This is a genomic window from Cryobacterium sp. 10I5, from assembly GCF_035019865.1.
Classification (GTDB): Bacteria; Actinomycetota; Actinomycetes; order Actinomycetales; family Microbacteriaceae; genus Cryobacterium; species Cryobacterium breve_A.
In genome coordinates this window covers 1-23,947 of the sequence record NZ_JASJVI010000011.1, presented here as the reverse complement: position 1 = coordinate 23,947, position 23,947 = coordinate 1, and the positions used below count along the sequence as shown (strand labels likewise).

Genomic DNA, 23,947 nt, shown 5'->3' with positions numbered 1-23,947 from the left:
GCGTTAACTCCTAGGAAACTAGGCAACATGTTCTTTCAGGCGGTAGCCTCCCTACACATGAAGTGTGAGGAGAGCCGGTATGACCCCACGGATCGCAGTGCTGGGATCCGGCGCAAACGGATCGTCGATCGGGGCGGACCTCACGCTCGCCGGCGTCGACGTGACGCTCGTGGAACAATGGCCCGCGCACGTCGAGGCGATGCGGGCGACGGGCCTCACCATCCGGATGCCCGACGAGCAACTGCACGTGCGGCCGCGCACGCTGCATCTGTGCAAGGTCGCCACTCTGCGCGAGAAATTCGACATCGTGCTGCTGCTGATGAAGGCCTACGACTCGCGGTGGGCGACACAACTCATCGCGCCCCACCTCGCGGACGACGGGCTTGTCGTCGGCGTGCAGAACGGCATGACGACGAAGACGATCGCCGAGGTCGTCGGCGCGCACCGCACCATGGGCGCCGTCATCGAGATCTCCTCGACGATGAACGATCCCGGCCTCGTGCTGCGGCATTCTGGTCCCGCGCGCTCCTGGTTCGCGGTCGGGGCCCTCGAGGGCGGGCCGGTTGGGCGGGAGGAGGAGGTCGCCGCTCTGCTACGGCACTCCGGCAGCGTTGAGATCGTCCACGACATTCTCGCCACCAAATGGATGAAACTCGTCAGCAACTGCACGACGCTCGTGACGACCGCGAGCCTCGGGTTGCCGATGCTCGACGCCCTCGCCGTGCCGGGCATGCGGAAGATCATGCTGCGTTCTGGTCAGGAGGCCTTGGATGTCGGCGCCGCTCTTGATCATCCGATCCTGCCGATCTTCGGCCTCCAGCCCTCGGATCTCGAGCGTTCCGACGAGGTTGTGGAGACGCTCCTCGACACTCTCTACCGGGACTTCGTGCTTCCGGGCGCGACCACGACGGTGCTGCAGGACTGGAGCAAGTCGCGGCACAGCGAGGTGGACGATATCAACGGCACGGTCGTTGGCGAGGCGGCGCGGCTGGGTCTCTCGGCGCCCGTCAATTCGGCGATCGTCGAGGTCGCCCATCGCATCGAGCGCGGAGAACTGCGACCCTCGCCGGAGGTCGTCGAGGTGCTGCGTCGCCACATCGGTGACTGAACCGACTTGATTCATATTACTTAACGGTATGTACAGTAGGAACGTACATGAGCGGAGGAACCCAATGGCGGGTAAGAGAATCGCATTCGTGGGCACCGGAGCACAGGGGGCCGGCATCGCCGCAGACCTCACGCGAGCCGGGCTTGACGTCACCTGGATCGAGCAGTGGCCGGCCCACGTCGAGGCCATGCGCGAGCGCGGCATCGAAATTCGCCTGCCGCTCAAGACCGAGATCACCAAGGTACGCGCCCTGCACTTATGCGAGGTGGCGACCCTGCGTGAGAGATTCGACATCGTCTTCGTCGTCGTCAAGGCCTACGACACGCGCTGGGCTGTCGAGCTCATCAAGCATGCGCTCGCACCCGACGCACTCGTCGTGGGCCTTCAAAACGGGATGTCCCTCAACGACGTCGCCGACATCGTCGGCCCCGAGCGCACCATGGGCGCTGTCATCGAGATGGCCTCAAACATGTTCGAACCGGGCATCGTCACGCGGCAGAACGCCCCCGAGAACTCCTGGTTCACGGTGGGGGCCTTCGACGACTCTGCACGCGGCCGGGAGCCAGAGGTCCAGGAGGTGCTGCGCCACGCCGGCACGGTCGAGATATCCCCCGACATCCGGTCGTCGAAGTGGATGAAGCTCGTCGCCAACGCCGGCGAGCTCGTGCCGTCCGCGATCCTCGACGAAGCACTCGCCGACGCCGTGAAGATGCCGGGGGTGCACGAGTTCATGGTGGAGTGCGGCAAGGAGGCCGCCCGAGCCGCCGTCGCGGACGGCTGCAAGCTCGTGCCGATCTTCGGGCTCACCGAGGACCAGGTCAGCGAGCCTGACCAGTACGCGGAGGATCTGCTGGGCGAAGTGCTCGAGAAGTACTCCCTGCCTGACACGCGCACGACAGTGCTGCAGGACTGGATGAAAGGCCGCCGCGCCGAGGTCGACGAGGTCAACGGCCTCGTCGTCGAAGTGCTCGCCCGTGTCGGCCAGTCCGCACCGTACAACGCGCACACGGTCGAGATCGCGCGCCGCATTGAGGCCGGCGAGCTCGAGCGGGGTCCGCAGAACCTCGAGCTGCTCCTGACGCTCCCGGTCGCCTAGCGCCGGGGTCACGTTTCATCCGACCCACTCATCGGAGGAATGGGACTTCGCGTGCTAGCGTCGGGCTGTGCTGCCGCCCGAGGAACACCGACCATGGTCTCGTTGGCCGTTGTGGACGTCCATCCTCGGGCTCACGGTTCTTCTCGCGGCCGGAATCGTCATCGCCCTTGATGGTGTGGTCCGAATGCCCGGCCCGATTGTCGAGGTCGCGCTGCTCGTCGCATTGGCCGCCGCCGTGACGGTGGTCGGCGCCACTTGGGTGGAATCGAGACGTCGCGGTATCGGGTGGGTGCGCAGTCTCGGCCGATCTCTACGGGCCCTTGGCCGCTTTGTTTTCGACTTCTTCTAGAACCCCTTCGCAGAACTGCCGTCGCGGCTGATTGCCGAACGGATGTGTTCGGGCAGCTACGTCCCGAGCTTTTGATCGGGCTGTCGTCTATTGGCGGGAAACCCCATGTGATGTCATCAGGAGACCCGTCTACGCGGCATCTGACCGTGCGAGCCTGCGGCTGGCTGTGCGAGGAGGAAGCTAGCCGACCGCGTGAGAAGGAATCGCTTCGCGACTGACGTCGTTCATCATGTTCGATGCCAGGTCGTGACTGCGTAGACGAGCCTTGACGCCGCGTTCGACGAGCACGGGCACATAGTCTCGGACTGGTCGCCCCTCGAAAGCCCCGTGCTCATCAAGTACTGCGAGCTCGATAGTCGTCCGCGGGAGATCTGGGAATCGCTCTGCAAGACGATCGACAACTTTTCCTATAGCGATCAACTCGTCTTCCGTTTTCATGCGGTCATCTTTCCGCTGATCCTCCCCACCGTCAATGCTGACTGCTACTGTCTGCAGGATGGCGCAATCGTTCTCGAGCCGCGCGATCAGGAGCGGCGCGTGACCATCGACGAGATCCGGCGAGCCATTGACACGGATCCCGCGAATTCGGACTGGGCGAAGCGAGGTGTGGAGCCTTTGTTCGTTGCGGACCCTGCCGCTCGGATCGTGATCATCGGTCAGGCGCCCGGGCAGAGGGCGCAAGCCTCCGGAATCCCCTGGGACGACGCAAGCGGCGCGAAGCTCATGCTGTGGCTGGGCGTGACGGAGGCTCAATTCCGAGAGCCGGAGCTGTTCGCGATCCTGCCGATGGACTTCTATTACCCGGGCAAAGGCGCCAGCGGCGACTTACCGCCTCGAAGAGACTTTGCACAGAGATGGCATCCGCCCATCTTGGGCCAGCTACAGCGGATTCGTTTGACATTGCTCGTCGGCAAGTACGCGCAAGACCAGTATCTGGTCGGCCGTGCCAAGAGCAACCTCACCGAGACCGTCCGAGCGTTTCGAGAATACCTGCCCGAGGTGTTTCCCCTGGTGCACCCGTCCCCGCTCAACTTCCGCTGGCACGCGCGCAATCCATGGTTCGAGACTGACCTCGTGCCGGTACTGAGGACATCGGTCGCTGACGCGATCGTATGAGCGTCCACGTGGCAGGCAACGCTGGCACCCGTGTCGATGCGAGGATGATTGCATGACCAAGGACTGCGTATCGCGGCGACCAGACGTTGTCACGGTCGAGCTTGTCGGCGGAACTGAGAAGCGCCCGCTCGAACTCGTTGTCTACGACGATAGCTGGCCGGTTATCTTCCAGGACCACCAGAGACGGCTGCGGAAAGTGCTCGGGACGACGGGCCTCGAGGTTGAGCACATCGGATCGACCTCGGTTCCCGGGCTGGCGGCCAAGCCGATTGTCGACATCCTGGTCACCGTCGGCGACATCACCGCGGAGGAGGACTATCTCGCTCCTCTGCTCTCCGTGGGTTACGAGTTGCGCGTGCGCGAGCCCGGCCATCGCCTGGTGCGAACGTCGGCACGCGATGTGCACATCCACATCCTGCAACGAGGCGACGAGGCTATCGACAGGTACGTGCTCTTCCGCAACCGTCTCCGCGCGGATGCTGCCGACCGGTCCCTCTATGAAGCGATGAAGAGCGCCTTGCTGGCTGAAGGGTTCGACGACATGAATGCGTACGCCGACGCCAAGACCGAGGTCATTGCGGCGATCATCGCGCGGGCGCTCGCGTCCGGAGCCTAGCCCGCCTGAATTTCACCGGAAAGCCGCGGTCGTTTGGGCCGACGGCACGGCGTCGCTCGAAATCGCCGAGGTGGTCTCTACAGTGCGCGCATACTGTTGTTGCGTGGCTCGTGGGTGAGTTCGGCGAGTCCGAGTGCTTCGAGCAACGGCGGAAGGTACATGCCGAATCGCCCGCGGTATCCGTTCCGGAGCCCGTACCAGCCGCCGAGCGGGTTGGACTCGGACCTGCCCCACGCCTCGACGGTCCCGTCGGCCGGGGCCTTCTTCTCGTCCGCGGCACCCAGCGGCACCCAATCGCCCTGCTCCGTGAGCCAGGCGTGCAGGTCCTCGATGGCGCGGGCGTCGTAGCTGAGCTTGGTCGATCCGACCTGGCAGACGAGGCTCGGCGGTGTCGTCGACTCGTCGCGGTACATCGTGTACTGGCTCGTCCCCGGTGGGGTCGACAGAGTCCACGGTTCGTCTTTGCTTCCAGTGGTCATGTGTTCTTCCTTTCTGCCGCCGCACGATAGTGCGGGAGTATGCCGTCCCAGCCGCCCCGATTGCGGTCTCGCCAATCCTGCGCATCGGCGCCGAGGCGTTCCCACCCGGTGTGCCGGATATCCACCCGGGTTGTCGTCGGGTCGATCTCAGTGAAGCGGATGCTGACGTCCGTTCCGTCGGAGCGATCACGTCTCAGGTGCCAGAGGTAACCGAAGTGTTCGGTGGGGTTCCACGCCGTGATTTCCCCCCACTCGTACTCGGCGCCGTCGATGGTGCGTTCGAAGATGCGACCGCCCATCCGTGGTTCGATAGTCACCCGGGCACTCGGTTCGCCGCTCGCGGTGTGGTCGCGGGGCCACCAGGCGTCGATACGGGAAGTCCAGACGTGGAAGGCGTGGTCGCGTGAGCAGTGCGTTTCGAAGGTGATCACCAACGGTTCAATCACGGTCGGGAGTCCTTTCGGTGTTCTCCGCGAGAAGTCGAAAGCGTGCGGCTGCGTCGCCCCACACCTGCTCAAGATACCGCTGCACCGCAAGCATGCCCTCATCCCTGAGCTCGTAGACGCGTCGGGTCCCGTTGCGGTGATCCATGACCAGGCCCGCTTCGCCGAGCACGCGAAGGTGACGTGAGACGGCCGGTCGGCTGATCGGAAGCTCGGATGCGATCTCCTGGACCGATCTCTTGCTCGCGCCGAGCAGCCGGAGTATTTCGCGCCGGTTGGGGTCGCCGAGCGCATCGAGGGGGTCCCGATTCGCGTCCGCCATCAGGACCCCTGTTCGACGCGTTCCTTCAGTCCGTTTGCGAACTGCTGGAACGAGGGTGCCAGGTCGGGAATCGACCTTCCGATCAGGCCTGCCAGAGGCCCGGTGTACTCCTCGCGCATGACGAACTCCGTCTCTGATGGAGACAGCGACCGCAGCGTATAGGTGCGCGTTCCCCTGAAGAGTCCCAGGGGCATCCCGCTTCTGAAGACCAGCTGCGAAGGACGGGTGAGGGTGATGACGGTGACGGGGAACGTGCGACCCGGAGCGACCTTCGACCGGATGCGCAGGGTCTCGCCCATCATGACCGTTCCGTCGACGCTTTCGACACCGGAGTCCCAGGACGGCCAGCCACCGGCGTCGGAGAGGACGCCCCAGACGTGTTCGGGCGTTGCGGTGATCGTTGATCGTGCCTCGAAGAACTTCATGGTGTCCTCCCACAGGTCGGTAACTCTGGGATTACCGTAACCCTCGGGTTACGGAATGTCAATGCCCGATCAAACCTGCAATTCCGGATCAGGAGTCTGTGACGTGTCGACGCCAGCTCAGTCTTCGATCATCTGCCTAGGACGAGACAGCAAGTGCGTCTACCGCCTGTTGAATGGCGATCGCGGCGGCGCCGCGGGCCCACGAGGTGAACCCGTTTTCATCAATGCGAAGGTCGATTGAGGCCGCCTCTGCGTCCCGATCGTCGCGTATGGCAGCCCTCATCACGTCCCCGGCAACAGTGAGTATGCTCAGACCCTCGCCCGCCAGCACCACGTGCTCGACCATCGCCAGGTTTGCCACTGCCGCGATGAGGCGACCGAGGGCGGCTCCCGCAGCGTGGACGACCTGGCTTGCAACGGGGTTGCCTGCCTTGGCGAGCTCGATCACCTCGGCATAGCTGACGGGTACGGCGAGACCCACCTCAACCTGGGCCCTGATGCTGGGGATGGTCAGCATAGCCGTGGCGCACCCGCGGTGACCCAGGGAGCACAGCGGCCCGGTGGGGTCGAGCGGGAAGTGGAAGCCGCGACCGAGCCCGGTGTCGGACGTGCTCACCACCTGGTCGCACATCACGAGGCCGTATCCGACTCCGGCGCCTATCGTGATCACCGCGAAGTTCGACAATCCGCGTCCGAGCCCGAACCAGTGCTCTGCGGCCGTCAGGGCGACGACATCGTTCTCGACGGTGACGGGTATGCCGAGCCTCTCCTCGACTGCGTCAGCAAGCCGCACGGAATTCCAGCCCAGGAACGAGGCCCGCTCGACGACCCGTCGGTTCGAGACGGCACCGCCGACGCTGATGCCGATCGCCGTGAAGTCCTGATTATCGGCCAGTTCGTGGACCAGCTCGGCGATGACGTCGACAACGGTGGCGACCTCGTGGTTCGGAAGCGCCCGCTCCGCGCGACGCCCCTCCGCTGCCTTCAGATTCGTTGTGACTCCGACCGCGGTGTCACTCGTGAGCTTGATGCCGATGAATTGGCGGGCGTCTGCGCGCACGTCCAGTGGTTTCGCCGGTCTCCCCATTGCACCGTCGAGTTGTTCGGTCATCTCGATCAGCAGGCCGCGGTCGACCAGCGGCCGAGTCAGGCGGGTCAGAGTCGCTGGTGAGAGTCCCAGCCGGCGAGACAGGTCGCTTCGAAGGATGGGCCCATGGATGAGCACTTCCCGCGCCAGGTCGCTTGCGGGCGTGCGGAACCGCGGTTCGACGGCCTCGAATATGACCATAGCTACAGGCTCCAATCAACTAACGATCACCGGCGATGACGCGAACGGTAGCCCCGCTCCGCACGCGCTCGTCCCGGACAATTCAGATGCGTTCGAATTCGATCAGGATAGCGCTCTCTGGAAGCAGGATCGGCGGTCGGAGCCCTACCAGTGCCAGGGCCAGCCCGCTTGTCTCGATGCCGGCCATCCACTGTGGGGCCCGCGCATGGATGGTGCCGGCCTCGCCGGCGGGCTCGGCGACCCGCACCCGATAGCGCGCGTCAGGGTCGAGCCCAGGTACGAGGAACCGAGGCGGGTTGCTGCTGCCGGCAGCAGCCAGCTGTACGTAGGCGAAGATCCCCTCCGAGCCGTCCTGCGCGACGACTCCGTGCACGAATGAGTCCTCCTGGGGCTGCAGCACGCGCACCATCCGACCGGAGTGGATCAGCGCCCGCTTGCGCTTGTAGTAGTCGGCCCAGGAAACCAGGGCCTGGCGCTCGGAATCGGTGGTCTCAGTGACATCCCATTCGATGCCGGCATGGCCGAACAGTGCGGTGATCGCCCGGAAGGCCAGGCTGTGGACGCGGCCGGTCGTGTGCGATCGGGTGGGTCCGATGTGGGATCCGAGCAGTTCGGGTGGAATGGCGAACTGCGTGTACCGCTGGATGTACTGCCGTTCGAGCGCGTCGTTGCAGTCAGACGTCCAGAACCGATCCGCATGCCCGGCCATCCCGAGGTCAACACGGCCCCCACCCGACGAGCAGGATTCGATCTCCAAACCCGGATGGCGTCGCTTCAGCTCGTCGAAGAGCCGATAGACGGCCTCGGTCTGGCGACGAACGCCGGCCCCGCCGAGGTGGGCGGCCTCGGTGAGTACACGGTTGTGATCCCACTTGATGTAGCCGATGTCGTATTCGCTCAGGATGGCGTCGACCTGGCCGAGGACGTGCTCGTACGCCCCGGGATGACCCAGATCGAGCACCTGCTGGTGCCTGGCCTCTGGCGGGATGCGCCCTCCCGCCTGGAAGATCCACTCGGGATGTTCCCGATACAGGTCCGAGTCCGCGTTGACCATTTCGCCTTCGAACCAGAGCCCGAACTGCATGCTGGCGCCGGTGACCCGGTCGACGAGCGGACCGAGGCCGTTCGGCCACACGGCCGGGTCGACGGTCCAGTCGCCGAGACCCGCGAAGTCATTGCGGCGGCCGAGGAACCAGCCGTCATCGAGGACGAAGCGCTCGACCCCGATCTCGGCGGCGACCTCGACGAGCTCGCTCAGCTTGGCGAGATCGTGGTCGAAGTAGACGGCCTCCCAGACATTGAGGGTGAGCGGGCGCGCGGTCGACGGGTGCTCGGGCCGGGCGCGAAGCCAGCGGTAGAGGCGATCGGTCATGCCGTCGATCCCGGTCGCGGAGAACGTGGCGGCAACAGTTGGTGCAGAGTAGGTGGCCCCGGGCGGAAGAATCGATTCCCCCGGTAGGAGCAGCTCGCCTGCTCCGATCGAGGTGCTGCCGGAGGCCAGCCGTTCGACAAGGTGTCGGGTGTTGCCGCTCCAGAGCAGGCCCGCGCTCCAGACCGAGCCATTCTGAAAGTCGGCTCCTGCGGTCAGAGCCAGTTGGACGACCGTGTAGTCGTGGCTCGATCGGCCCTCGCGCACTTCGCGGGACCAGGTTCCGGTCTGGATGGGGCGGCGTTGCGGTTGACGTTCCTTGAGCCACCGGCCGGTGAAGTCCATGGTTTCGACGGCATGGTCCGGCAGCGGCAGCCATGTGGTCAGTTCATTGAGGTCGAAGGTGTCGGTACCGGTGTTGGTCACGGTCTGGGTGATGAGGAGGACACCGTCCGGCTGCATGCGAAACGCGACGGACACGAGCAAGCCGGCGGCCTCGTCTGCGGAATCGATGACGAGCGAGCTGCTGGTCGCTTCCGTATTGATGATCGTGAACATCTGTGACCAGTCCTGGCCGTCCCGGTGCCCGAGGAGTGCCGGACGGCCGAGGAATCCGCGGGCGTTTTCCCGCCACATCCCCGGGGCCTCCGGGTCGTCGACATTGGCCTGCGGCACCCCATCGTCCATCAGTACGGTGAGGTCCCCGGGGCGCGATCCCGAGCCGAGATCCTGGCCCCAGTAGCTGATAACCGGGGTTCCCGACGATACGTCGACCTGGAACGAGACGCCGTCCGCTGCGAGTTCGTGAACGGTGTCTTTCTGAAGGAGAGCATTGTGCAGGGTCACGGCTGGTTCCGATGTTCGTGGAGGTGATGCCGTCCGGCGGGGTCTGACCGGTGGTGCAGGCCAGACCCCGCCGGACGGCGATTTCTGAGGGGTCTTTACTTGAAGAGGGCGTTGACCTGGTCGTTAACTGCGGACAGCGATGACGCCTTGGCCTTGCCCGACATGATGGCTTCCATCGCCGGTGTGAGCAGAGCGGAGACGGCAGAACGGTGATCGGTGATCGCGTACAGGAATGTCGTCTTGTCCTTGACCTGGGTCGTGAAGGCGCTCACGTCGATCCCCTTTGCCTTGAAAGCGGCAATGGCTTCATCCGTGGCCGCCGGGATGGCGGGGAAGACGACGGCGGCCTTGGCCACGACAGACTGGCAGGCGGCCGATCCCAGGTACTTGACCCACTTCCAGGCCTGGTCCGGGTTCTTCGTCCCTGCCCAGATGTTGTCGGCCAGGCCGTTGAACATGGACGCGCGCTTGCCGCTCGGGCCTGTGGGGGTCGGAGCGATCGCCGGCGTGAACGTTGCGCTCTTGGCAGCGAAGACGGCACCCGTCATCCAGGATCCGTTGCTCGCCATTGCCACCTTGCCTGCGGTCAGCTGGTCGGACCAGCCGATGCCGGTCTGGGCTTCAAAGGACGGCATGTAGCCCTTCTCGACGAGCGAGTACCACCAGTCGATCGTGGCCTGGAATTTCGGGTCGTTGAAGTTGTACTTGTCGCCCCAGGCACCGTTGGTCTCGTCCCATCCGGTGGTGTGAGCCAGGAAGCTCCACTGAGTCTGGCCGTCGGCACCGCCGGAGTTTTCCATCCAGATGCCATACGTGGCGACGTTGTTCTTGTCGAAGCCGGCTTCATCGCCGCGAACGCCGTTCTTGTCGACCGTCAGGTGCGCGATGGCCTTCTCGTAGGTGCCGCCGTCGGTGGGGTTCCAGGTGAGGGAGCCGAGCTGGTCGGCGGTCAGGCCTGCCGTGTCGGTGAGCTGCTTGTTGTAGAACATGGCGATGGTGTCGAAGTCCTTCGGCAGGCCGTACTGCTTGCCGTCCTTGCCCTTCCACAGGTCGGCCAGGCCGGGCTGGTACGCGTTGATGTCGACGCCATCGGCCTTGATGTAGTCGTCCAACGGAAGGATCTGGCTGTTCAGCGCGAATTCCGGGAAGTTCGCCAGGTGGCTCGTGAAGACGTCGTAGTTTTCGCCCGAGACGAAGCCGGTGTTGATCTTCTTCCAGTAGTCGTCCCAACCGAGCTGTTCGACATTGACGGTGATGTCCGGGTTCGCGGCGTGGAAGTCGGTCGCGCACTGCGTGTAGGCAGGCAGCTGGTTCGCGTCCCACAAACCGTAGTTCAGCGTCGCCGCCGATCCGGTGGTGGATGACGCGTTTGCTGTGCAGCCGGTCAGCATGAGTGGGATGGCGGCGAGCGCCAGAATCGCCACTTTGTTCATTTTCATAATGTGCTCTTTCTGTCGTGGTTGTTTCGGGTCTTAGTGCGGGGTCGTGCTCCACGTCATCGGACGGATGTCGTGGATCGTCTGCAGACGAGATCAGGGGGAGGGGGTTACTTCACGCCGGAGGACTGGATCGACCCGACGATCTTCCGGCCGAAGACGAGCATCAGGATGAAGATAGGCACTGCCGCCACCAGGGCGCCGGCCATGAGACCGGCCCAGTCGGGGTTTCCCTGAGGGGTCTGTGACTTGAAGATTCCCAGCCCGACGGTGAGCAGCTTGGACTGCTCGGTTTGCCCGACGAGGAAGGGCCAGAGGTAGTCGTTCCAGTATTGGATGAACTGCAGAATCGCGAGGGTGATGATCTGCGGCCAGGCCAGCGGGACCACGATGCCGCGGAAGATCCGCCATTGGTTGGCGCCGTCGATGACGGCGGCCTCGATGATGCTCCGGTTGATGCCGAGGAAGAACTGCCTGAGGAAGAAGATCGCGAAGGGTGTCATGAACATGGACGGCAAGGCGATCCCCACGATCGAGTTCAGGAGTCCCAGGTCCTTCACGAGGATGAAGTTCGGCAGCAGGGTGAAGATCCCGGGGACCATGAGCGCGATGAGGAAGATGCTGAAGACCTTGTCCCGTCCCTTCCAGTTCAGGAGGGCGAAGGCGTACGCGGCCATGGCGCTGAACGTGACCTGGAGCACCGTGATCAAAGTGCAGGCGAGGATCGAGTTGAGCATGTACTGCGCGAAGTTGATGGATGCACCGGAACCGCCCTCCGCGAGGGCCTCCTGTGTCGTGGCGAGGCCGAGCACCCTCTTGAGTGGGCCCCACGTGAAGTCGACGGGCAGGAGGCTCAGCGGCTCGGAGAACATGGCCCGGTTGTTACTGAAGGCCGTGCGGAACATCCAGTAGATCGGGAACAGGGTGATCAGGATGACGATCACGAGCGCCAGGCGACCGAAGAACTTCGCGACTTTGGACTTGGCCAGCGCAGGGTCGTCCTCGTTGGACGCCCGGTTCGCGGCGCGGCGTTCCTTAATGGTGGTGATAGACATGGCGCTACCTCTCCAGGTCGGATTCGTTGGCGCGGAGGAGCTTGTTCTGTAAGAGGGCGACTCCGGCGAGGATGATCATGAGGATGACGGCCAGGGCGGAGGCATATCCGAAGTCCAGTCGCTCGAATGCGCGCTGGTAGATGTAGTAGTTGATCGCACGGGTGGCGTCGACCGGTCCGCCTTTTGTGGTCACGGCGATCGTGTCGAAGATCTGGAACGAGCCGACGACCGTGACGACCAGGACGAAGGCGAGCACGGGACGCAGCAACGGCAGGGTGACGCTGCGGAAGACTCGCCATTCGCCGGCGCCATCGACCTCGGCAGCCTCGTAGACGTCCTTCGGGATGGCTTGAAGCCCCGCGAAGAGGAGGAGCGCCGTATAGCCGAGGTGGCGCCACACGTTGACCATGGCGATGGTGCCCATCGCGATGTCTGCGTTACCGAAGAAGCCGACTTTGCCGATGCCAAAGGAATCGAGTGCGGCGTTGATGATGCCGAGGTTGTAGTCGCACAACCAGAACCAGACCAGCGCGACGATGACGTTCGCGATGAGGTACGGCAGCATGATGACCCCGCGTACGATCATGGAACGGGTGAACCGCTGCATCAGGACCGCGAGGCCGAGAGCGGCGATGGTCTGGACTCCGACGTTCAGAACGACGTACTCGAGGGTGACTTTCAGCGAGTTCCAGAACACCGGATCGGTAGCGATGGCGACGTAGTTGTCGAAGCCGATGAAGGTCGGAGGCCGCAGCAGGTTGTACTTCGTGAAACTCAGGTAGAGTCCGCGCAGGGCCGGCGAGGCGAAGAAGACGATGAAGCCGATTGATGCGGGAATCAGGAAGAGGACAGCGGCCCTGAGCTGAGAATCCCGATTCCCCTTCTTTACAGGGGGTTTCGGGGGAGCACTCCTCGGCCGGGTCGCCCTGCGTTCTGTGATCGCCATGCGATCGACCTCCTTCAACATCGTTGTCTGGGTAGATACTTTCAGAATGAAAGCATCTACGTCAATACCTGAGCGAAACTTTTCTATTTCACTTGGTAACGACTCAATCACGCCGGTACTATCTTCAATATTGAAACTAAGAGGTGGCGCTGATCGGCGATTCGCGCGACCAGGAAAGCCAGGGAGCCTACGAGGAAGTGGTGCGGCGTGCTCGCGATAGACGGTTACTGGGTGTGGGATTCGTGGTACGTGGAGGACGCCGGCGTGCACCACGCCTTCTACCTGAAGGCGCCGACGTCGCTCGGGGACCCGGACCTGCGCCATGCGAATGCCCGGATCGGACACTCCGTCTCCACCGACCTGACCACGTGGACGACGATGCCCGATGCGCTCGGCGCCGGTGCGGACGGCGACTTCGATGATCTGGCCGTCTGGACCGGCAGCATCGTTCGCAGCGGGGACACCTGGCATCTCTTCTACACCGGGGTCGAGAAGCGCAGCCGCACCCGGATCCAGCGCATCGGTCACGCGACCTCCCCGGATCTGATCGTCTGGGACCGGGTCTCGACCGTCCCGATCGCCACGGCCGACGACCGCTGGTACTCGACTGCCGCAGAGGCGCCGGAGTTCGACGAGCCGTGGCGCGATCCCTGGGTATTCCGAGATGACGCGGACGGACTGTGGCACATGCTCATCACCGCGCGGGAGCCGCGCACGGATGACGCCGGGGCGCCGGGTTCTGTAGGCCATGCCGTTTCCGGTGACCTGCGGAACTGGGCGGTCACCGCGCCCCTCAGCAGCGCCTCCGGTTTTCGCCAGCTCGAAGTCCTCCAGGTGTTCGAGGTCGAGGGGCGGCACGTGCTGGTCTTCTGCACGGCCGCTTCCGACGTGATGAACGAGGCGATCGAGGCCCGCACGGCCACCTACACGGCGCCGGCAGACGGCCCGCTCGGTCCCTTCCAGTTCGATCGCGCGGAACCGATCAAGGCGCCGGGGATCTACGCAGGCCGAGTGTTGCGCAACAAGGCGGGCGACCCCGTTCTGCTGGGATTCGTCGAGGCGGATGCGGAGGGCTCCTTCGCCGGGGTGATCTGCGACCCCATCGTTCTCGGCCTCACCGAGCGAGGCACGCTCCAGCCCGGATCCGGGCGCCACCCGTATCAGGAAGGGGGCGAGTGACGTGACCACCACGGATGCCCTGCGCCTGGAGTTGCTCCCCGGCGAGAAGTGGTGGGGAGGCGCCGTGGCGGACGGCCAGCAGATGCCCTTCGGCTCCGAACCCCACCGGCGTGACCTGGCCACATCCGCCGGTTTCCTGGCCGACGATACCGGCGGTGCCAATCAGTCGGCCCCGGTGCTGCTGTCCAGCCGCGGTCGGGTCGTCTGGTCGGAGACCCCGTTCACGTTCTCCTTCGAGAACGGAAGCCTGTCGGCGAACGGTCGTGCCCTCCTCAGCAGCCGGGCGGGCGACACGCTCGCCGAGGCCTTCCGGCACGCGTCGGCCGCCTTTTTCCCGCCGACCGGTCGGGCACCGGCCCGTGAGATGTTCACCGGCCCGCAATACAGCACGTGGATCGAAATGCCCTACGAGCCAACGCAGGAGGGTGTCCTCGAGTACGTACGCGGCATCCTCGACGCCGGATTCCCCCCTGGCGTTGTGATCATCGACGACAGCTGGTCTCCGGGGTACGGCACGTGGACGTTTGATCGGTCCAGGTTCCCGAACCCCGGGGAGATGACCCGGAAACTGGCGGAGTGGGGCTGCCCGGTGATGCTCTGGATCGTTCCGTTCGTCAGCCCGGACAGCGCCACGTTCCGCCACCTGCGTGAGCGCGACCTGCTGGTGCGCGGGTCCGATGGGCAGGTCGCGATCCGTCCCTGGTGGAATGGGCACAGTGCGCTGCTGGACGTCACCGATGCGGCGGCCGTCGATTGGCTGAACGAGCGGCTCGCGGCCCTGATCTCGGAACACGGAGTGGCCGGCTTCAAGTTCGACGGCGGCGATTTCCGGGACTACCGGGTCGGTGACATCACGACAGAGCCGACGGATCCGGCGGGCCAGTGCGCCGCCTGGGCCCGGATCGGTGAGCGCTACGCGTTCAACGAATTCCGTTCCGGGTGGAAGATGGGTGGCCGGGCGCTCAGTGAGCGCCTGCACGACAAGCCGCCTGTCTGGGGCGTGGGCGGGCTCGGCTCGATCATTCCGGAGTCCATTGCCCAGGGCCTGATCGGGCATGCCTTCATCTGTCCCGACATGGTCGGGGGTGGCGACCTGGAGCGGTTCACGCCCGGTACCCCCCTGGACCAGGAACTCTTCGTGCGCTACGCGCAGTGCGCGGCGCTCTTCCCGATGATCCAGTTCTCCCTCTCACCCTGGCGGGTGCTTGACGTGGCGCACCTGGCCGCGGTCAGGGCGGCCGTCGCACTCCGCCAGTCCTTGATGCCGGAAATACTGCGCCTGGTCGACCACGCGGCGACGTCGGGCGAACCGATCCTCCGGCCCCTCGCCTACCACCATGCCGGCTACGAGGACACGACGGACGAGTACCTCATCGGCGAGGACATTCTCGTCGCGCCGGTCCTCGATCAGCACGCACGATCGCGTACGGTCATCTTCCCGCCCGGGCGCTGGGTCGCCGGCGACGGTTCCATCCACCTCGGGCCGGGTATCTTCGACGTCCCGGTGGACCTTTCGACAATTCCGTGGTTTCGCCGCGAGAACGGACCGGTGTCCCTGACGGACATTCGATGATTCCAGCGATCATTCTCGTCCGCGGACTGCTGGGCGCACACGGAACGGATGCGCCCAGCCTTCCTGCGCTGACGGCTTCTAGTTGCCGTTGTACTCGTCATCGGTGATGTGCTCAAGCCAGGTGGTGGTCTTGGCCGGGTCGGCGCCCGACTGAACCATGGCGATGTGCTCCATGAAGACTCCGGGGGCTGCCGCGTGCCAGTGCTCTTCGCCCGGCGGGGTGTAGAGCGTCTGGCCGGGGTGGACCTCGATGATCGAGCCGTCGCGCCCTCCGAAACGGGCGACGCCCTGGGTGACGCGGACGTACTGACCGAGCTCGTGGGAGTGCCAGGCGGTGCGGGCGCCGGGAGCGAAGCGCACCGTCACGACGACCATCCGCTGGTCGGCCTCGTGGGGCAGCGCGATCGGGTCGAGCCAGACTTCACCGGCGAACTGGGCGGCCGGGTTGAGCGTAGTCGGTACGGCAGGTTCGATGATCATGATGTTCCTTACTGGTTGTTGGAGAAATACTGCTTGGCGACGCCCATGGCGCCCATGCCCCGGGGCCAGCCGGCGTAGAGCGTCACGTGCGTGATGGCCTCGATGAGTTCGATCTGGGTTACCCCGTTCTTGACAGCATGATCGAGGTGGAAACTCAACTGGTCGGTGTTCCCGCCGGCGGTGAGTACGGCCACGGTAATGAGGCTGCGGTCGCGGGCGGAGAGTTCGGGGCGGTTCCAGACGTCAGCGAAGAGGACATCGTCGGTGAGTTCGGCGAGTTTCGGAGCAAAGTCGCCGAACAGGTTCCGGCCTCCTCCGACCTGCCTGCGTTGGTCAGTCATGGTGTTCCTTTCAGGTGGTCGTGAATGGTGCGGGGGAAGGCAGGCCTGCTGCTCAGAAGGTGATCGTGACCTTGAGGGCTTCGCGGTCGTCCAATGGCGCGGATCGAATGGTTCAGGAATTGTCAGACAGGGTTGCTAGAGGCGGGCGGGAAAAGCGGCGCGACGTCCGTAGAGGGTCAGCAGGAGTGCGGCTAACCCGAACACGATCATCACGACGGGAAGGACGAGGCCGTCGAAGACTGTCAGCAGGGCGGCTCCGAGAATGCCGGCGGTGAAGATAGCAAGGTTGAACGCCACCGGCAGGAACGAGTTGGCGATATCCGAGTCCTGGCCTCCCGTTGTGGTGAGAGCGGCTTGAACCTGGGCGGATACCCCGCCGAACGCGATTCCCCACAGAACGGTCGCGATGACGATCGCCGCGGTTGAGGTGTGCCCGACGAGGAGCGCAACACCGGCCATGATGAAGAGCGCCGCGCTGCCGTGCAGCAGTGGTCTCGGATAGCGGTCCAGGAGCGCCCCGGTGATGACGATGCCGCCGATCGAGGCGACTCCGAAGATGAAGAGCTGAACGTCGACGGTGAGGCTGCCGCTGGTGGACCTCAGATACGGGGAGAGATAGGTGTAGATCGTGTTGTGCGCCAGCATCCAGGTGAAGATGACGGCCAGAATGATGGCGATGCCGGGGATCCGGAACACCCGGACCAAGGGCAGTCGTGAGCTTCCCGGCTGTCCGAGGGCGTCGGGGGCGATCGCGGCGATGAGTGCACCGGCGATGACGGCCACTGCGGTGAGGCCGGCAAATGCCCACCGCCAGTCGAATGTCGTTCCGAGCCAGGACCCGAGGGGTGTGCCGAGGGCGAATCCGACCGGTGCCCCGCCGGAGACGATCGCCAGGGACAGCCCTGCGCGGGACGGCGGGCTGATCTTTCGACCGTAGGCCGCGAGCATCCCCCAGATGATTCCCGAGAATGCCCCCGCAACGAACCGTGACAGCAGGGAAAGAGCCACGTCGCTGGAGAGCGCTGTGACGCTGTTCGCGAGGATGAGACCGAGGATCGCTCCGAGGAGCAGGGGCTTTCGGCGCATGCCCCGGGTCAGGGTGATGGCCGGGATCGTGACGATGACCGTGCCGAGGGCGTATGCGCTCACAAAAAGACCGACGGTGCCTTCGCTGGTCCCCATGCCCGCGGCAATGACCGGAAGCAGGCCGGCCGGCATGGTCTCCATCGCCACGAGAACGAAGCCGATGACCGCCAAGGCGACCAGGGTCGCCAGGGGCAGGCGCTCGACCGTCTCGACAGCGGCCGGTGGTCGCACCGTGATAGTCGTATTCAAGATTCTCCTCACCGCCGACATATCCCTCAGTCAATGCGCTGTGCGCCCCGCGGGGGAGTCTCTGTCGAGGGGTGTACCAGCAGGGAACCCCGCGCCCAGCGCTGGGGACGTAGTCTCGTCGACATGGACAATCAATCCGAGGTGCGCGAATTCCTCATGTCCCGCCGCGCGAAAATCGCTCCGGAACAGGTGGGCCTTCCCGCCGGAGCAAACCGGCGCGTAGCCGGGCTCCGTCGCACCGAGGTGGCAACGCTCGCGGGCGTCAGTGTCGAGTACTACGCCAAACTCGAACGCGGCGCGATCGGAGGGGCGTCCGCCACCGTGCTCGACGCCATCGCCCGCGCACTCAACCTCGACGACACGGAGCGGACCCACCTCTTCGACCTCGCCCGCGCAGCAGACGGCGTCCCGCTGTCCGGACGTCCACGCCGGCGCGCCACAAAGAACGCCGTGAGCCGGCCCAGTCTTCACTGGGTGCTCAGCACGATCACCGACGGCGTCGCATTCGTGCGCGACCAGCACCAGGATCTTCTCGCCACAAACGAACTCGGACGTGCCTTCTATTCGCCACTGATCGGCGACGGTGGGCGCACACCGAACCTGGCCCGGTTCCAATTCCTCGACCCCGCATCACGTGACTTCTACCCGGACTGGGATCTCTTCGCCGGAATGTGCGTCGCGATCATGCGTGCCGAAGCCGGCCGCGACCCCAACGACACAGGCCTTCAGGACCTCGTCGGCGAGCTCTCCACCCGCAGCGACACGTTCCGCCAGCTCTGGGGAGCCCACGACGTTCGCGCCCACGGCTCCGGCACGAAACGCTTCAATCACCCCGTCGTCGGCGAGCTCACTCTTGCCTATGAAGAGCTCATCATCACAGCCGACCCAGGTTTCGTCCTCATGATCTACACCGCGGAACCCGGCTCACCCAGCGCAGAGAGACTGCGACTTCTGGCCAGCTGGGCGGCCACGCGAATCGAGGCGGTTGAACCCCTGTGAGGGCTTCGCTCAGGCACGGACGAACGCGGAGTAGCTTGAGAGCATGACCGAACAACAGCCCTACGCGGTCGTGGGCGATTACGACGGTTTCGAGCTGCGCAGCTATCCAGAGCATCTCGTCGCCGAGGTCACCACGACCGGGCCATTCGAAGATGCCGGCAATCGTGCGTTCCGATACCTGTTCGCCTATATCAGTGGCGAGAATTCCGTTCGGCAGAAGGTCGCGATGACCGCGCCCGTCGTGCAGGCCGAGGCGTCGACGAAGATCGCGATGACCGCCCCTGTCGTTCAGGAGGCCCTCGGTGGGAAGCCGGGTGATCGAGACGGGAAGGGGATGTTCCGGGTTGCCTTCGTGCTCCCCGCGGGTCTCACGATCGACACGGCTCCGCAACCGACCAGCCAGGAGGTGCAGCTGAGGAGCGTTCCAGGGAGTCTGACCGCCGCGGTGAGGTATCGCGGCCGGTGGGACGAGGCCGGCTACGCACGCCACCTGGACCTGCTTCGGGGGGCGATCGCCGCCTCTGGATTCACGGCGCGGGGAGAGCCCCGTTTCGCCCGCTTCGATCCACCGTTCATGCCCTCGTTCCTGCGTCGTAACGAGGTCATGCTCGATATCGTGCCCACCGAGGTGGAAACTCGACCGTGACCCTGTCGGCCACGTCGAGGGTACCCAGGATGACGTGCCCTTAGGCGCTGAAGGGATTCGAAGAGCCGCCCCCGGAACGCCGGCCCATCCCTGCCAGCCACTCGCGGGATCTCTGCCAACCCCTTAGCGACGACCGCATCCGGTGCTTTACTGACATGAGTATTTCTCAGAGGAGGCGCATGATGGAAGCTCCAACGTACCTGGGTACCGATATCGCAGGGCTGATGCACGCCGCGCGCGCGGAAGCGCGACGCATTGTGGAAGCCAACAAGGGCGACATGATCAGTGATCACAAAGCCATCCTGGATCGGCTCGAAGCCGCAGAGCTGATCACCGATGACGAGGTGCAGACGCTCCTTGGGCTCTACAAGCTCGGGTTCGAGGCCGGAGAGGGTAAAGCAGACCCCCAACGGGCCTTTTTCGAGTCGCGTGAGATCTACGACAAGCTGGCGGCGGGCGGCAAGGCCAGCCCCGTCGCGCTGGTGGTGGCGTCGGCCGCCGTCGGGTCGTTCGAGATCTCAGTGAATCCCGAAGGAACGACGACGGTCTCGATCGCCCGGGTGAGCTATGGCTCGAGCCTCGCAGGGATTGGAGCCGGCATCGGATCACTCCTCGGGGGCCCTGCCGGAGGGGTGCTCGGTGGCGCGATCGGCGGCCTGCTGGGCGGAATCGTGGACGACAAGAAGGGTAAGAAATAGTCCGTGCCTCCGGGCGGGCCGGCGCCGACCTGCAGGCCGGCGCCGACCTGCAGGCCGCGTGCCTCGCTGCGATGCCGGACGGACGCTAATGGGAATAGGCGACCGGCGTATATGCCGCTGTGCAGAGTGCGCCGCAGCTCGCAGGGAAGGAGAACTTGTAGCTCGTTCCGGCTTTGATCGGGATGCCGTTCGCGTCAAACGCTCGAATCTGGAAGGCGCTACCACCGGCAACAGTGGCGCCGATCGTGAACAACTGGCCGACCTGGCCACTCATGGTCGCCGCGCGCCACACGCCGTCTTGGAGGTACTGCACCGTGCTGATGCCGTCCTTGAGGTGAGTGATCACGATTGAATTCCAGTACCGCTGTGCATCCTTCCGGAAACCGATCTTGATATCGCCGGTGTAGTTCGGGGCGGACGTGTAGCTCCAGGTGACCTGGCGGTTGTTCCAACTCGCACCGAGGCCGGTCAACACCTTGCCCGCCTTGACGAAATTGCCCAGGGAAGACTGCGCCAGATCAAGGTGGTATCGATCGTTCCAACACCAATTGTTGTAGTCGGGGCAACTATCGGCGATCTGATAGGTCTGGGTCGCGCCCGTGTAAGCGTCATTGACGACCGTGCCGCCGACGCAGAAGCCCTTTCCGACGTTGCCGCCGCTGTTGTCACCGTTGATGCACGTGCCGCCGATCGCGACCGTGATCATCCGGCCGCAGTTGCTGCCGTTGTTGTAAGCACCGGTGCCGCCGGATGCGCTGTACGTGTTGAGCGCGGCGTAGCTCGCAGTGTCGAGCTGCGCAACCGGGACACCGCAGTTGCCGTACGGACCCCACTTCTGCGTGAAAGTAGTTGTCCAGGATGCGTACAGGGCTTTGATAACCGAGGTCGCCGAAACCGAGCCGACCAGCGCGCGCGGGGCGGCACCTGCTGGGGAGGCGCTCGCCGTGGACGAACCCGCCACCAGGACTGCGCACAGCAGCGTCAGGCAGGCGAACAGGGAGAGCAGGGTTCGGTGCATGAGTCCTATCTTGGCGTGACCAGGCGCCTGGCGACAACGGCAATCAGATGGACGACGATGCCCCGCGCTCGGGGGTCGATGGCGATACGGTGCCCTAGGAGATTGCGCGCGATTCGGAACCGTCACCCGGCCCAAAGCCAAGAGCCACGAGCCTGGCGGCACGTGCCCCGGCGTCGGAGGTGGGGCCGATGCTCGGGCCGACCCCCGACGCAGACCTCGTAGTCTGGAGAGCGACGAGGTGCCGAGCGAGAGGACGGGTATGCCCAGGATCACTGCCCCGACCGTTGCCGAACATCGCGTTCGCCAGCGTGCAGCCCTCCTCCACGCAGCGAGGGAACTCCTGATCGACGGGGGAGTCAGCGCCGTCACCCCGGCAGCCGTCGGCGCTGCGGCCGGACTGTCCCGCCCCAGCGTCTACCAGTACTTCTTCTCCGGTGCGGACATCCTGGTCGGCGTGATCGAGGATGCCTTCCCCCGGGGTAATGCTGAACTCCAGTCGGCTCTGGGCTCGGTCACGACTCCGTCGGAACGGCTCGACGTCTATGTTCGGGTGACGTTGCGGCTGGCCGCGGAGGGCGTGCATCGTCCGGCTGCGGCGCTCGCCGCGGCCCAACTGCCTGCAGAATGCCTGGCGCGCCTTTCGGAGTTGCACCGCGAACAGGCGGCGCCCTTCATCCAGGCACTGCGCGACCTCGAGGTGCCCGAGCTCAACATCACCGCCCGTCTACTCAGGGGAGTGCTCGAGGCAGCAATGGCAGCGATCGAATCGGGCGCCTCGTTGCCCGTGGTCACCGAGCGAACCCTCGTATTCGTCCGGTCCGCGGTGGCACCAGCTTTCTAGCCCCGCAGCAGGCGCCCGCTGAATCAGGGCTTCTGCGGGTAGATCGTCTCTCCGCGCTCGAGCATGGCGACGAACTTGGCGATGTTCGCGGCGCGAGTCGCGGGTCGCTTCACGCCGCTGATGCGAAACAGGATGGCAAAGCGGTTTTGCGAGGAGAGCCTCGAAAACAGGTCCGCGGCCACCGGGCTCGCGTCGAGAGCGGCCTGAAGATCGTTCGGGACCGGACTGTCCTTCTGCCGATAGGCGGCTTCCCAGCGCCCGTCGGCCTGGGCGCGTTCGATCTCCGCGAACCCGGCCGGTCGCATCCGCCCGGCTTCGATGAGTCGTGCGACGAGGTCACGGTTGCGCTGGGACCACATGCTCCGGGGTCTGCGCGGTGTGAAGGCGCGCAGAAAATAATCACCGTCAAGGGTGCCGGCCTGCCCATCGATCCAGCCGAAACACAGCGCCACTTCGAGTGCTTCGTCGTAGCTGATGCCCGGTGCGGAGGAGTTTTTCTTCACGAGCTGCAGGCGGATGCCATCGTGGTCGACGTTCTCTTCGAGCCAGGCTTCCCAGTCCGGCGCGGTGCCGAACAACAGGATGGGCTTGCCTGAGTTTTCGGCCATGGCTCCCATCGTAGAGAGCCGAGCCACAACGCTGAATAGGATCGAAGGGTGATCGGACACATTGATGAGGTCGTCATCGACTGCAGGGACCCCGAGGCGCTCGCGACGTTCTGGGCGAGCGTGCTCGGCGGCGAACCACGAGAGCGGGACGCGGCCTGGTGGTACATCCTGCCTCCTGGCTGGACGCAATTGTCGTTTCAGAAGGTACCCGAGGCCAAGACCGTGAAGAACAGGCTGCACCTCGATGTGCGCGTGGACGACATTGCGGCGGCCGCGGACCAGGCCGAACGACTCGGGGCGCGCCGGATCGGTGAGGCGCATCACGACACCGCCGGATCGTTCCAGGTGTTGCAGGACCCTGAGGGCAATGAGTGGTGCGTGGTCAGCCCGGCCGCCGCGCATGACTGAGTGGGAGCTCGACGGGGACGGCCCACTGTGTCCGGTCTGTGGCATCGAGATGCTCGCCGACGGCGTCGACACGGCCGAGGGTCTCGAATCCTGCCATCGGTGCCCGCGGTGCAAGCTCGTCGTTGTCGTCTAGCCGGAGCGACGGGCCAGTGCCCTCGGCGGTGAGAACGAAATCGGTTCTGGGGTGACTGATACGTTGACGACATGAAGGAATTTTCCGTCGGCGACGAGATCGCGGCATTCGTTGCCGAGCGCGACTGGGCGCAGTTCCATACGCCGGAAAACCTCGCGAAGAGCATCTCCATCGAGGCGGCCGAGCTGCTCGAGTGTTTTCAGTGGAATGCCGAGGCGAGCCCCGAGCGCGTTCGGGAAGAATTGGCCGACGTCCTCACCTATTGCCTTGTCCTTGCTGAGCGGATCGGCGCTGATCCGAACCAGATCGTTCTCGACAAACTTGCACTGACGCGAGACAAGTATCCGGTGGACAAGGCGCGGGGGCGAAGCACGAAGTATGACGCCCTGTGAGATTGAGCGCCTAGAGGTCTAGAACGGACTTGGGTTGTCGGGGTTGTCGGGTTCGGGGTCGAGGTTCCAGACGTCGACGACCGGGGCCGGCGGTTTGGGTGTGGGTGTGGGTTTCCGGGGTGGTCTCATGTCGGCTGAGGGTTCGACGATGTAGCTGTACCCGGCCGGGGACGTCCACTCGATGCGCCCGTCGCCCAGGTGTCTCGGTGTCCACCGGGTGTAGCTCTTCACCGCGTGGTGGTAGGGGCAGAGGTGGGCGAGGTTCATCGCGTCGGTTTCGCCGCCGTGCTGCCATTCCACACTGTGATCCAGGTCCGAGCGCTTGGCGGAGCGGCGGCAGCCGGGGAAGGTGCAGGTTTCGTCCCGCACCTCGAGCCATTTCTTGAGCGCGGCCGGGACCTT

29 protein-coding genes and 1 pseudogene are annotated in these 23,947 nt (G+C 64.8%); 14 read left to right on the top strand and 16 right to left on the bottom strand.

The features are described 5' to 3' along the window. Nucleotides 1-79: 79 nt before the first annotated feature. The 3 genes from QN350_RS05610 (at nucleotide 80) to QN350_RS05600 (ending at nucleotide 2,553) form a co-directional block, all read left to right on the top strand. Nucleotides 80-1,108 (top strand): 2-dehydropantoate 2-reductase, encoded by a 1,029-nt coding sequence (locus QN350_RS05610; RefSeq protein ID WP_322137878.1) that lies wholly within the window; start codon nucleotides 80-82, stop codon nucleotides 1,106-1,108. An 88-nt stretch (nucleotides 1,109-1,196) separates the two neighbouring features. Further along, entirely contained in the window at nucleotides 1,197-2,204 is a 1,008-nt protein-coding gene (locus QN350_RS05605; protein ID WP_323502575.1) for a ketopantoate reductase family protein, read from the top strand. 67 nt (nucleotides 2,205-2,271) lie between these two features. Continuing rightward, nucleotides 2,272-2,553, top strand: a complete 282-nt coding sequence (locus QN350_RS05600) for a hypothetical protein (protein ID WP_322137876.1) — start codon at nucleotides 2,272-2,274, stop codon at nucleotides 2,551-2,553. 180 nt (nucleotides 2,554-2,733) lie between these two features. On the opposite strand, the gene QN350_RS19955 is transcribed toward QN350_RS05600, so the two are convergent. Beyond that, nucleotides 2,734-2,991, bottom strand: coding sequence for a three-helix bundle dimerization domain-containing protein (locus tag QN350_RS19955; protein WP_369125165.1), 258 nt, complete (start codon nucleotides 2,989-2,991; stop codon nucleotides 2,734-2,736). On the opposite strand from QN350_RS19955, the gene QN350_RS05595 reads away from it, so the two are divergent. Then, nucleotides 2,881-3,669, top strand: coding sequence for a uracil-DNA glycosylase family protein (locus tag QN350_RS05595; protein ID WP_322137875.1), 789 nt, complete (start codon nucleotides 2,881-2,883; stop codon nucleotides 3,667-3,669). The genes QN350_RS19955 and QN350_RS05595 overlap by 111 nt on opposite strands. Nucleotides 3,670-3,721: 52 nt before the next feature. Next, a complete protein-coding gene (locus QN350_RS05590; protein WP_322137874.1) occupies nucleotides 3,722-4,285 on the top strand; it encodes a GrpB family protein in 564 nt (187 codons plus the stop codon). 77 nt (nucleotides 4,286-4,362) lie between these two features. On the opposite strand, the gene QN350_RS05585 is transcribed toward QN350_RS05590, so the two are convergent. From QN350_RS05585 to QN350_RS05545, 9 genes are all read right to left on the bottom strand, one after another. Then, on the bottom strand, nucleotides 4,363-4,764 hold the full coding sequence (locus QN350_RS05585; RefSeq protein WP_322137873.1) for a DUF6855 family protein: 402 nt from the start codon (nucleotides 4,762-4,764) through the stop codon (nucleotides 4,363-4,365). Further along, a complete protein-coding gene (locus QN350_RS05580; RefSeq protein ID WP_322137872.1) occupies nucleotides 4,761-5,210 on the bottom strand; it encodes an SRPBCC domain-containing protein in 450 nt (149 codons plus the stop codon). Before QN350_RS05580 ends, QN350_RS05585 begins: the two co-directional genes overlap by 4 nt. Next, complete coding sequence (locus QN350_RS05575; protein ID WP_322137871.1) at nucleotides 5,203-5,529, bottom strand: metalloregulator ArsR/SmtB family transcription factor; 327 nt, start codon at nucleotides 5,527-5,529, stop codon at nucleotides 5,203-5,205. The genes QN350_RS05580 and QN350_RS05575 overlap by 8 nt, the downstream gene beginning before the upstream one ends. Further along, the gene (locus QN350_RS05570) at nucleotides 5,529-5,954 is read right to left on the bottom strand and encodes an SRPBCC domain-containing protein (RefSeq protein ID WP_322137870.1); all 426 of its coding nucleotides are present in this window, start codon (nucleotides 5,952-5,954) and stop codon (nucleotides 5,529-5,531) included. Before QN350_RS05570 ends, QN350_RS05575 begins: the two co-directional genes overlap by 1 nt. A gap of 136 nt (nucleotides 5,955-6,090) precedes the next feature. Then, the gene (locus QN350_RS05565; RefSeq protein ID WP_323515940.1) at nucleotides 6,091-7,242 is read right to left on the bottom strand and encodes an ROK family transcriptional regulator; all 1,152 of its coding nucleotides are present in this window, start codon (nucleotides 7,240-7,242) and stop codon (nucleotides 6,091-6,093) included. An 82-nt stretch (nucleotides 7,243-7,324) separates the two neighbouring features. Beyond that, complete coding sequence (locus tag QN350_RS05560; RefSeq protein ID WP_322137868.1) at nucleotides 7,325-9,457, bottom strand: alpha-galactosidase; 2,133 nt, start codon at nucleotides 9,455-9,457, stop codon at nucleotides 7,325-7,327. 95 nt (nucleotides 9,458-9,552) lie between these two features. Beyond that, nucleotides 9,553-10,896: a sugar ABC transporter substrate-binding protein gene (locus QN350_RS05555; protein ID WP_323502572.1), complete on the bottom strand. Its 1,344-nt coding sequence runs from the start codon at nucleotides 10,894-10,896 to the stop codon at nucleotides 9,553-9,555. A gap of 107 nt (nucleotides 10,897-11,003) precedes the next feature. Further along, nucleotides 11,004-11,948, bottom strand: coding sequence for a carbohydrate ABC transporter permease (locus QN350_RS05550; protein WP_322137866.1), 945 nt, complete (start codon nucleotides 11,946-11,948; stop codon nucleotides 11,004-11,006). Between the two features lie 4 nt (nucleotides 11,949-11,952). Then, the gene (locus QN350_RS05545) at nucleotides 11,953-12,894 is read right to left on the bottom strand and encodes a sugar ABC transporter permease (protein WP_323515938.1); all 942 of its coding nucleotides are present in this window, start codon (nucleotides 12,892-12,894) and stop codon (nucleotides 11,953-11,955) included. Nucleotides 12,895-13,101: 207 nt separating this feature from the next. Between QN350_RS05545 and QN350_RS05540 the strand changes: the two genes are divergently transcribed. Both QN350_RS05540 and QN350_RS05535 read left to right on the top strand, forming a co-directional pair. Beyond that, on the top strand, nucleotides 13,102-14,073 hold the full coding sequence (locus QN350_RS05540; protein ID WP_323502571.1) for a glycosyl hydrolase family 32: 972 nt from the start codon (nucleotides 13,102-13,104) through the stop codon (nucleotides 14,071-14,073). A 1-nt stretch (nucleotide 14,074) separates the two neighbouring features. After that, the gene (locus QN350_RS05535) at nucleotides 14,075-15,646 is read left to right on the top strand and encodes a glycoside hydrolase family 31 protein (protein ID WP_322137863.1); all 1,572 of its coding nucleotides are present in this window, start codon (nucleotides 14,075-14,077) and stop codon (nucleotides 15,644-15,646) included. A 78-nt stretch (nucleotides 15,647-15,724) separates the two neighbouring features. Here QN350_RS05535 and QN350_RS05530 read toward each other — a convergent pair whose 3' ends face one another. The 3 genes from QN350_RS05530 to QN350_RS05520 all read right to left on the bottom strand — a co-directional run bounded on the left by QN350_RS05530 (nucleotide 15,725) and on the right by QN350_RS05520 (nucleotide 17,802). Further along, nucleotides 15,725-16,126, bottom strand: coding sequence for a cupin domain-containing protein (locus QN350_RS05530; RefSeq protein ID WP_322137862.1), 402 nt, complete (start codon nucleotides 16,124-16,126; stop codon nucleotides 15,725-15,727). A gap of 8 nt (nucleotides 16,127-16,134) precedes the next feature. Next, a complete protein-coding gene (locus QN350_RS05525; RefSeq protein ID WP_322137861.1) occupies nucleotides 16,135-16,467 on the bottom strand; it encodes a carboxymuconolactone decarboxylase family protein in 333 nt (110 codons plus the stop codon). A gap of 135 nt (nucleotides 16,468-16,602) precedes the next feature. After that, nucleotides 16,603-17,802 carry an MFS transporter gene (locus tag QN350_RS05520; RefSeq protein WP_322137860.1) on the bottom strand — a complete coding sequence of 400 codons (1,200 nt, stop codon included), beginning with the start codon at nucleotides 17,800-17,802 and terminating at the stop codon, nucleotides 16,603-16,605. 123 nt (nucleotides 17,803-17,925) lie between these two features. Between QN350_RS05520 and QN350_RS05515 the strand changes: the two genes are divergently transcribed. The 3 genes from QN350_RS05515 (at nucleotide 17,926) to QN350_RS05505 (ending at nucleotide 20,145) form a co-directional block, all read left to right on the top strand. After that, nucleotides 17,926-18,801 (top strand): helix-turn-helix transcriptional regulator, encoded by an 876-nt coding sequence (locus QN350_RS05515; protein ID WP_322137859.1) that lies wholly within the window; start codon nucleotides 17,926-17,928, stop codon nucleotides 18,799-18,801. A gap of 43 nt (nucleotides 18,802-18,844) precedes the next feature. Next, a complete protein-coding gene (locus tag QN350_RS05510) occupies nucleotides 18,845-19,447 on the top strand; it encodes a heme-binding protein (protein WP_322137858.1) in 603 nt (200 codons plus the stop codon). 179 nt (nucleotides 19,448-19,626) lie between these two features. Continuing rightward, nucleotides 19,627-20,145 carry a hypothetical protein gene (locus QN350_RS05505; RefSeq protein ID WP_322137857.1) on the top strand — a complete coding sequence of 173 codons (519 nt, stop codon included), beginning with the start codon at nucleotides 19,627-19,629 and terminating at the stop codon, nucleotides 20,143-20,145. Between the two features lie 85 nt (nucleotides 20,146-20,230). On the opposite strand, the gene QN350_RS05500 is transcribed toward QN350_RS05505, so the two are convergent. Then, complete coding sequence (locus QN350_RS05500) at nucleotides 20,231-21,163, bottom strand: hypothetical protein (protein WP_322137856.1); 933 nt, start codon at nucleotides 21,161-21,163, stop codon at nucleotides 20,231-20,233. Nucleotides 21,164-21,422: 259 nt separating this feature from the next. On the opposite strand from QN350_RS05500, the gene QN350_RS05495 reads away from it, so the two are divergent. Continuing rightward, nucleotides 21,423-22,004, top strand: coding sequence for a helix-turn-helix domain-containing protein (locus QN350_RS05495; protein WP_322137855.1), 582 nt, complete (start codon nucleotides 21,423-21,425; stop codon nucleotides 22,002-22,004). A gap of 23 nt (nucleotides 22,005-22,027) precedes the next feature. On the opposite strand, the gene QN350_RS05490 is transcribed toward QN350_RS05495, so the two are convergent. Beyond that, a complete protein-coding gene (locus tag QN350_RS05490) occupies nucleotides 22,028-22,582 on the bottom strand; it encodes a YdeI/OmpD-associated family protein (RefSeq protein ID WP_322137854.1) in 555 nt (184 codons plus the stop codon). Between the two features lie 78 nt (nucleotides 22,583-22,660). On the opposite strand from QN350_RS05490, the gene QN350_RS05485 reads away from it, so the two are divergent. The 3 genes from QN350_RS05485 to QN350_RS05475 all read left to right on the top strand — a co-directional run bounded on the left by QN350_RS05485 (nucleotide 22,661) and on the right by QN350_RS05475 (nucleotide 23,545). Further along, entirely contained in the window at nucleotides 22,661-23,020 is a 360-nt protein-coding gene (locus QN350_RS05485) for a VOC family protein (protein WP_322137853.1), read from the top strand. Continuing rightward, nucleotides 23,013-23,153: a hypothetical protein gene (locus QN350_RS05480; RefSeq protein ID WP_322137852.1), complete on the top strand. Its 141-nt coding sequence runs from the start codon at nucleotides 23,013-23,015 to the stop codon at nucleotides 23,151-23,153. Before QN350_RS05485 ends, QN350_RS05480 begins: the two co-directional genes overlap by 8 nt. A gap of 71 nt (nucleotides 23,154-23,224) precedes the next feature. Beyond that, nucleotides 23,225-23,545 carry a nucleotide pyrophosphohydrolase gene (locus QN350_RS05475; protein WP_322137851.1) on the top strand — a complete coding sequence of 107 codons (321 nt, stop codon included), beginning with the start codon at nucleotides 23,225-23,227 and terminating at the stop codon, nucleotides 23,543-23,545. Between the two features lie 18 nt (nucleotides 23,546-23,563). Here the strand turns inward: QN350_RS05475 and QN350_RS05470 are convergent. Next, nucleotides 23,564-23,947, bottom strand: a pseudogene (locus QN350_RS05470) (HNH endonuclease signature motif containing protein); the annotation flags it as partial.